8 protein-coding genes are annotated in these 8339 nt (G+C 63.5%); 3 read left to right on the top strand and 5 right to left on the bottom strand.

The genetic code is table 11. The features are described 5' to 3' along the window. Positions 1-6 precede the first annotated feature (6 nt). Complete coding sequence (locus BH682_RS16035; protein ID WP_003944025.1) at positions 7-1029, top strand: alpha/beta hydrolase; 1023 nt, start codon at positions 7-9, stop codon at positions 1027-1029. Between the two features lie 102 nt (positions 1030-1131). Then, entirely contained in the window at positions 1132-1953 is an 822-nt protein-coding gene (locus BH682_RS16030) for a helix-turn-helix domain-containing GNAT family N-acetyltransferase (RefSeq protein WP_003944042.1), read from the top strand. A gap of 10 nt (positions 1954-1963) precedes the next feature. Here BH682_RS16030 and BH682_RS16025 read toward each other — a convergent pair whose 3' ends face one another. The 5 genes from BH682_RS16025 to BH682_RS16005 all read right to left on the bottom strand — a co-directional run bounded on the left by BH682_RS16025 (position 1964) and on the right by BH682_RS16005 (position 7184). Then, positions 1964-3430, bottom strand: coding sequence for an FAD-dependent oxidoreductase (locus tag BH682_RS16025; RefSeq protein ID WP_050656861.1), 1467 nt, complete (start codon positions 3428-3430; stop codon positions 1964-1966). An 87-nt stretch (positions 3431-3517) separates the two neighbouring features. After that, the gene (locus BH682_RS16020; RefSeq protein WP_003944075.1) at positions 3518-3979 is read right to left on the bottom strand and encodes a carboxymuconolactone decarboxylase family protein; all 462 of its coding nucleotides are present in this window, start codon (positions 3977-3979) and stop codon (positions 3518-3520) included. Continuing rightward, entirely contained in the window at positions 3976-4911 is a 936-nt protein-coding gene (locus BH682_RS16015; RefSeq protein WP_054187433.1) for an NAD(P)-dependent oxidoreductase, read from the bottom strand. The genes BH682_RS16020 and BH682_RS16015 overlap by 4 nt, the downstream gene beginning before the upstream one ends. Next, entirely contained in the window at positions 4908-5657 is a 750-nt protein-coding gene (locus tag BH682_RS16010) for an SDR family oxidoreductase (protein WP_007728639.1), read from the bottom strand. Before BH682_RS16010 ends, BH682_RS16015 begins: the two co-directional genes overlap by 4 nt. Positions 5658-5717: 60 nt before the next feature. Beyond that, positions 5718-7184 (bottom strand): aldehyde dehydrogenase, encoded by a 1467-nt coding sequence (locus BH682_RS16005; RefSeq protein WP_075833354.1) that lies wholly within the window; start codon positions 7182-7184, stop codon positions 5718-5720. A gap of 217 nt (positions 7185-7401) precedes the next feature. On the opposite strand from BH682_RS16005, the gene BH682_RS16000 reads away from it, so the two are divergent. Next, on the top strand, positions 7402-8259 hold the full coding sequence (locus BH682_RS16000; protein ID WP_047272231.1) for a mycofactocin-coupled SDR family oxidoreductase: 858 nt from the start codon (positions 7402-7404) through the stop codon (positions 8257-8259). The last annotated feature ends 80 nt before the right edge of the window (positions 8260-8339 follow it).

Raw genomic sequence — 8339 nt, 5'->3', positions numbered from 1 at the left:
GCGGCAATGAGAAGAATCGGACGTACTCGGGCAATGCTTGTCGTCGCCCTCGTCGCGTGGACGGGACTGTTCGGCGAAGCAGCGTTGGCCTCGGCTGACCCGGCCCCGACATCCCCTTCAGGCGGTTCAGCTCTCGATCACGTCGAGGAGATCAACGCCCGTCAGCTGACTATGTACGTCTACTCGGCTGCGATGGACAAGGTGATTCCGCTCGAGGTGATTCGGCCGGCAGACACAAGTGCGCCCCGGCCGACCCTCTATCTACTCAATGGCGCCGGCGGAGGCGAGGACACGGCGACGTGGCAGACACGGACAGACGTCGTCGACTTCTTCGGCGACAAGAACGTCAACGTCGTCAACCCGATCGGCGGTGCCTACAGCTACTACACCGACTGGGAGAAGCCCGATCCTGTTCTCGGACTGAACAAGTGGACCACATTTCTCACCCAGGAGTTGCCACCGATCGTCGATGCCACGCTCGGGACTACGGGTACGAATGCCGTTGCCGGATTGTCGATGGCAGGTACCTCGGTTCTGAGCCTGGCCGAGGCGGCGCCATCCGTTTACCGTGCCGTCGGTGCTTTCAGCGGGTGTGCCGAGACGAGTACTCAACCCGGTCAGGACTACGTGAGATTCGTGGTCGGATTCCGCGGCGGCAACGTGGACAACATGTGGGGTCCTCCCGGCGGTCCGGGCTGGGTAGCCAACGATCCTGTGGTCAACGCCGAGAGATTGCGGGGGGTCGACCTCTACATCAGCAATGGATCGGGCCTGCCCGGCCCACACGAGAATCTGGGCGGACCGATGGTCAACGGCGACCTCGGCGTTCTGGCGAACCAGGTGATCGTGGGTGGAGTCATCGAGGCCGGGACGAACCAGTGCACCCAGCGTTTGGCCGAGCGGCTCGACTCCTTGGGCATCCCGGCCACCTATGATTTCCGGGCAACTGGCACTCACTCTTGGGGTTACTGGCAGGACGATCTTCACAACTCGTGGTCGATGATTGCCGCGTCGATCGGTGCGCGTTAGCCGGCGAACCCTGGGGTCGGTGGCTGAGTTGTTTCTCACTCCGGGACACTCTTGCCGAACCTAGCCGACCGAACTGCAGGTCAGCGGCGTTATAGTCGCCTCATGAGTTCAGAAACACTCGCTCCCCTCGACACCGACGTACTTGCGCGCAGGTTTGCGTGCCTGGGTGATCCGACGCGGCTGCGAGTGCTCCGACTTGCTGCCGGCGGTCCGATCGACGTCGACACGATTGCACACGCCGCATCACTCGAGCCGTCGGCGTTGAGTGCCCACCTCGAGGCCTTGATCGAGGTCGGTTTTGTCGAGGCTTCGGTGCGTGAAGGCACTTCGGTTGTCAGTGTTGCCGGAACGGCATACTCCGATCTGATGGCAGCGGCCGCCGTCGTGGCTGCTCGTGGTCCGGTCGAAGACACACTGGGAGTTCTTCCCGATGACGTGGTGGTGCGCCGCATGGAATCCGGCGACTGGGATGCCGTCCGCTCGATCTACCGCGAAGGAATCGACACCGGAACCGCGACGTTCACCACCTCGGTGCCATCCGCCGAGAAGCTCGACGCGCAATGGTTACCCGATCATCGATGGGTGGCCGAGATCGACGGCCGCGTCGAAGGCTGGGCGAGCCTCAGCCCGGTGTCCTCGCGAGACTGCTACCGCGGGGTCGCCGAGAACTCCATCTACATCGGTAGCGGCGCTCGCGGGCGCGGCGTGGGCAAGCTGCTGCTTCGCCGACAGGTGCAAGCCGCCGACGCCAGTGAGATCTGGACAGTGCAGTCGTCGATTTTCCCGGAGAACCGGGCAAGCGTCGCCTTGCACCAGGCCGTCGGATTCCGAGTCGTCGGCACTCGGTCGCGTATCGCTCAACTGGGTGGGCGGTGGCGTGACACGTTGTTCCTCGAACGTCGCAGCGAGGACGCTGACATCTGAGAAGAGACGCTCAGCCCTTGGCAGCGCTGACTCCGGCGCGTCGCCCGTAGAAGCTGCCGTCACCGAGGGACGTTCCGGAGGCGTATCCACCGGCGCAGACGCCGGCGGTGCAGCGTCCAGCGGCAAACAAACCCGGGATCGGTTCGCCGGAGACGTGGATGACCTCCGAGTTGATCGACGTGCGCAGGCCGCCGAGCGTGAATCCGGCGGTGAAATTGCGAAGATCGAGCGCAGCGACGGGTGAGCCGATCGGCTTGACCCACTCCTTCTTCTTACCGAGTACCGGGTCTTCACCACGGGCGGCGTGCCGGTTGTAGACCTCGACCGTCGACTGAAGGGTGCCTTCCGGCAGGCCCATGTCGGATTCGAGTTCCTCGACGGTCTCGGCCACCCACTTGGGCTGGAATCTGAAGAACGGTGTGGAACTGTCGGCGGCGCAGCCCTCTTCGTAGGAAGCTTCGTCGATGATCAGGTAGGCCTGATTCTCGTTGCGCAGCAGCGTCTCCTGGCCGATTCTTCCCGGATACGTGTCCTCGTTGACGTAGCGCTGGCCGCGTCCGTTGACGAGAATGCCGCGGATCATCAACTGGGGGTCGCCGAAGAATGCGACCTCGGTGGCGTCCATGTGCGCGAGGTCGGCCCCGAGAGCCTGCGCCATCTGGATGGACTTTCCGTCGTGCTCTTCGATAGCCGCACCGGGGCGCCCGATCAGCCGTGGGGCGTACGACTGAATCATCGCTTCGTTGTAGGCGAAGCTTCCCGTCGCCAGTACGACACCCGTGCGTGCTCGAACTGCCACTTCCTTGCCGTACTGCTTGGCGATGATGCCGACCACTCGATCTCCGTCGACGACCAGGCGCTGGACTCGCATGTCGTATTCTGCTCGTACGCCGAGGCTTTCGGCCGTCTCGATCAGTGGCTTCATCAACATGAAACCACCGCCCTTCTCCCCGGTGCGCTTGCCGCTCATCTGTGGAACGTGCCCGCGAGGGGCCGGTGTCGCGATCGTGTTGAACGGTGCCGAATTCTCGCCGCCGGAATACATGAGTCCGTCGTCGAAGGGTGTTTCCCAGCCGGGTTGGCCGTAGAAACTCTCCTTGAACGGCACACCGTTGTCGACGAGCCAGTTGTAGTGCTCGACGCTGCCTTCGCAGTAGTCGGTGATCTTCTCCTCGTCGGCGCCGGGACCGAGTGCGGCCATCATGAACGATTTCATGTTGGCGGGGGAGTCCTCGAACCCGAGTGCCTGCTGCAACGGGGTCCCGCCGCCCAGATAGATGAATCCGCCTGCCAGCGCCGCAGCGCCGCCCCAGCCGCTCGTGCGCTCGAGCACCAACACGTCGGCGCCCGCTCGCGCGGCCTCGATCGAAGCACTCACTCCGGCAATGCCGTAGCCGGCGACGACGACGTCAGCCTCGAAGTGCCACTGCTCGATGTTTGCGGAGGACTGCGGACGGATTGAGCTGGCCTCGGCCATGGATTCGGATCCTTCGTTCTTCTGGTTGGTTGGTGGGGGAATCGGTGGGTGTGATCGATGCCCTGATGGCAGTATCTCGACCGAAAGTCAGTCGGTGTCCGTTTTCGCGGAATCGGCCGCGGCCTTCTCCTTGGCGCGCGCGGCCTTACGTCTGTCGGCCTTCACGGCGATCAGCGCATTGTTGAGCCCGGTGGCCAGCGGCCAGCCGACGTAGTGGCACAGGAAGATTGCGGCCTCTTCGAACTGCTGCTCGGTCAACTCCTCGTTGTGGAGAGCAGCGTTGATCTGGATCTTCGCCACATCGTTCTGCCCCTGGGCGGTGATGGCACCGATCAGGAGTAGTCGTCGATCACGTACCGACAGTCCCGGTCGCGTCCAGATGTCGGCAAAGAGGTGGTCGGCGGTGACCGCGAAGAAGTCGCCGGGAACGTCGGCGGGAAGCTCCCAGCCGTACACCTCGTTCATCTTCGCGACGCCACGAGCACGGGCCTCGGAGATGCGGCTTTCGTCGGTTCCACCGGCATCGGTCATGTGAGTGGTGTCGGTCATGCGTGCTCCCGAATAGTAGATGCCGTTGAAGGTTCGGCCGACCTGTCTTCGCTGTCATTCCCGACGCCCAGACCGGCACCGAGTCCGGCGAGCGCAAGGTGCGCGAGCGGCAGGTCGAGATTCAGCCGATCACCGAGGTCGATGGCCAAGGCCAAGTCCTTCTCCCCGAGATTGCGAACATGCCGCAGTATCGAGAACCACGGGTCGTCCTCCGAGACCGGTGCGGTGGTGTCGCGGAGCATGATCGCGCCCGCGCCACCGGTGATCGCATCGGTGTGCCTGACGACCTTTCCGAGCGTGCGGAGATCGAGTCCTGCTGCTTCGGCGAGTCGCGCGGCCTCGGTCGTGGCGGTGAACGAGACGAAGTGAAGAAGGTTGCGTGCGAGCTTCATTCGCGTTCCCGCGCCGACGTCACCGGCGTGAACCACCAGCTCGGCCCAGGATCCGAAGGGCTCGCGGACGGCTTCGAACGCCTCGTCGGAGCCGCCGATCATCACTGCCAGCCTGCCCTGCGCTGCGCCGCCGGCACCGCCACTGATCGGCGCGTCGACCAGCAGAACACCACGCTGTTGACAGATGTCAGCGAGTTCCACCGCCGTGGTGTCCGAGATAGTGGAGTGAATCGCGACGACAGTGCCTGGCTGTGCGGTCGACAGAATCCCGTGCGGCCCGCACACAACCTCGCGTACCTGCGCGTCGTCGAGCACCGTGACGGAGATGATGCTCGCCTGCGCTGCAACGTCGGCGGGCGTCGATGCTGCGCTCGCGCCCGCAGCGGTGAACGGTTCGAGCGCTTCTGCGCGGGCATCACACACCACCAGTCCGCCCGGCCAGTCCAGGAGGCGCTGCGCCATCGGCGCGCCCATGTTGCCTAGGCCGATGTATCCCAGTCTGGTTTTCGAAGCGCTGGCTTTCGGCGCCGATTGCGTCATGACCGGTACACCTGGCCTCCGTCGACGTTGAAGATCTGCCCGGTCACCCAGCCTGCGTCGTCGGAGAGGAGGAACAGGCACATGCCGACGAGATCCTCCGGCGTTCCCATGCGCTGCAACGGGATTCGCTTCACCATGTCCTTGACGATGTTGCCGGGGGTGACGGTTCGAGTCGCCTCCGTGTCGATGGGACCGGGAGCGATGGCGTTGATCCGGATGTTCGACCAGCCGAGTTCGGTCGCGAGTTGTTGTGTCAGGCTGTTGACACCGGCTTTCGCGAGTCCGTAGTAGTTCGAGTACAGCCAGGCTGCTGTGGAGGACTGGTTGACGATCGAACCGCCCTTCGCTCGCATATGAGGTACGACCGCCCGGCACACGTGCAATGCGCCGTCCATGTTGACGCTCATGAACTTTCGGTAGTAGTCCCAGTCCACCGTCAACAGGGAATCGATCTTCATTCCGCCGTAGATGGCAGCGTTGTTCACCAGATGCTCGATGCTGCCGAACTGCTCGATCGTGAAGTCGGCAAGTGCCGCAGTCGACTCCCCGTCGGCGACGTCGACGTCCTTGAACACGGCACTTCCACCGTCTGCCGTGATCTGCTTGGCGACAGCTTCACCGAGTTCGCGATTGAGGTCCGCCACGACCACGTTGGCCCCCTCCGCGGCCAGAGCGCGGGCATACGCCTCTCCGATACCCTGCGCTGCTCCGGTGACTATCGCGGTGCGACCGTCGAAACGTCCCATGTCGACCTACTTTCGTGGTGATCATTCTGTGGTGAGGGTGTGGGGTGAGGGTGTGGAATGTCAGGAAGGTGAAGCGACGAGCTTGGTTTCGAGGTATTCCTCGAAACCCGCGAGGCCCATTTCGCGGCCGATCCCGGATTGTTTGTAGCCGCCGAACGGTGCGTCGGCCGAATACCAGACGCCACCGTTGACGCTCAGCGTTCCGGTTCTGACACCGGCAACGACGTGCGCGACGCGATCGGGATCGGTGCCCCACACCGACCCGGACAGGCCGTAGGGGGAATCGTTGGCAATCCGGATAGCGTCGTCGTCGTTGTCGTACGGAAGGATCACGAGGACGGGCCCGAAAATCTCCTCCTGCGCTACGCGAGACGAGTTGTCCAGCCCGGCAATGAGAGTGGGTTCGACGAAGAAACCCCTCTCGCGATCGTCGGGACGGCCCCCACCCGTCACGATCGTGCCGCCCTCTTCGACCGCGAGGGTGAGGTAGCTCTCCACCCTGGCGCGCTGGCGCGCCGAGATGACCGGGCCACACACCGTTCCGCGCGCGCTGGGGTCGCCGGCTCGGATACCCGCCATCGCGGCAGATGCCGCGGCCAGAGCATCGTCGTACCGAGCGCGCGGCACCAGAAGTCTGGTACTGAGCGCGCATCCCTGACCGGCATGAACGCAGACGGAGAACGCGGCAACCGAGCATGCACCTTTGATGTCCGCATCGTCGAGGACGATGAATGCGGACTTACCCCCGAGTTCGAGGAAGACCTTCTTGAGAGTTTGCGCGGCCGTGGCCATCACTGTGCGTCCGGTGGCGGTGGAACCGGTGAAGGACACGAGATCGACGCGCGGATCGCTGCACAGCTGCGCGCCTAGGGAGTGATCCGTCGACGTCACGACGTTGACTACGCCGGCCGGGATCTCGGTCTCTTCTGCAATCACCTTGGCGACCAGCGCGGCGCACCAGGGCGTGTCCGGCGCGGGTTTGAGAACGATGGTGTTGCCGGCTGCGAGGGCGGGACCGAGCTTGGCGAAATTGATCTGGTGCGGAAAGTTCCACGGTGTGATTGCGCCGACGACGCCGACGGCTTCCTTGAGCAGTCGGCGATGGGTCGGAATCCCCATGGGTGACGCGTGCCCGAGATCTTGTTCCCACGAATAGGTTTCGATCAGATCGGCCCAGTAGCGAAGATCTTCGATCGGGCCTTCGAGTTGCGGACCGCTCGTCAGCATGACCGGTGCGCCGACCTCGGCGACGGTGATCTCACGCAACTCCTCGATGTGGGACTGGAGTGCATCGCACAGTTGGCGCAGGCAGCGAGCGCGAAACCCGTGATCGCGTGCCCATTCGGTGTCGTCGAACGCACGGCGCGCAGCGGCGATGGCCGCGTCCATGTCCGCGGCGGTGCCTTCGGCCGCACGGCCGATCAGTTCCTCGGTCGCCGGGTTGAAAACTTCGAAGGTCCCGCCGGATCCGGGAACCAGTTTTCCGTCGACGAGAAGTGCAGAACTGTCTGCGGATCGAAGCGTCATAGCGCAAACCCTCTCTTTCTGGACATGTGTCTGGACTCTAGTTCACACTTGTGGTTGAGGCAATGGTTTTTGGGGCATAAGAGATTTCGAGAGCCCAGCGGTCTCGAGAGGGTCTCGGATCTGCTTCGACGAAAAGCGCCTCGTGTCCGGTGCGGCGCCGCTACGGTTCACCGCACATTCACAACCACGTCTTCACATCCACAGGAGAGAGGTCGAAATGAACAGAGTTGACGGAAAAGTGGTGTTGGTGACCGGCGCTGCTCGAGGTCAGGGGCGCAGTCACGCCGTCCGTCTCGCGCAGGAGGGCGCGCACATCATCGCCTTCGATCTGTGCGCAGACATCGCCAGCAACGAATACCCGCTCGCCAGTCCAGCCGATCTGGAGGAAACCGCTCGCCTGGTAAAGGAGGCCGGGCAGCAGGTGGTGACGGCGCGTGTCGACGTCCGTGATCGCGCCGGACTCGAAACAGCACTTGCCGAGGCGGTAGGGCAGTTGGGCGGATTGCATGTCGTCGTGGCGAACGCCGGTATCTGTCCGCTGGGCAAACACGTGTCGACCGCCGGTTTCGTCGACGCCTTCGATGTGAACTTTCTCGGTGTCGTCAATACAGTGCACGCGTCGATGGAATACCTCGGCGAAGGGGGTTCGATCATCGCGATCGGCTCTGTTGCCGGTCTGGTGCCGCAGACCGGATTCAACGGGCAACAGGCGCTCCAGGGTCCGGGTGGCGACGGATACGGCCTGGCCAAGAAGCTGATTCAGGCCTACACCAGTTCGTTGGCGCTGACCCTCGGGCCGAGTTCCATTCGCGTCAACGCGATTCATCCGACCAATGTGAACACCGACATGTTGCAGAGCATGCCGATGTACCGGACGTTCCGTCCCGACCTCGAGAATCCGACCGCCGAGGATGCGGCTGTGACGTTCCCGTTCATGCAGGCGATGCCGATCCCGTGGGTCGAACCCGCGGACATCTCGCATGCAGTCGTGTACCTGTCCTCGGACGAGTCGCGATTCGTCACCGGCCAGCAACTGCGCGTGGACGCTGGTGCCGGGATGAAGATCGGTCTGTAGTAGAACTTTTCGCGTCGCTGCTGCCTGTTCGTGGTGAATTTTCCAAGTTTCCCCATTTCGTTGCCCTGGACAGGACGCTG

Origin of the sequence: Rhodococcus sp. YL-1, from assembly GCF_001942025.1 — a bacterium.
Classification (GTDB): Bacteria; Actinomycetota; Actinomycetes; order Mycobacteriales; family Mycobacteriaceae; genus Rhodococcus_F; species Rhodococcus_F qingshengii.
Note: the sequence above shows the minus strand (reverse complement) of the source record. Positions and strands in the feature narration are given on the sequence as shown.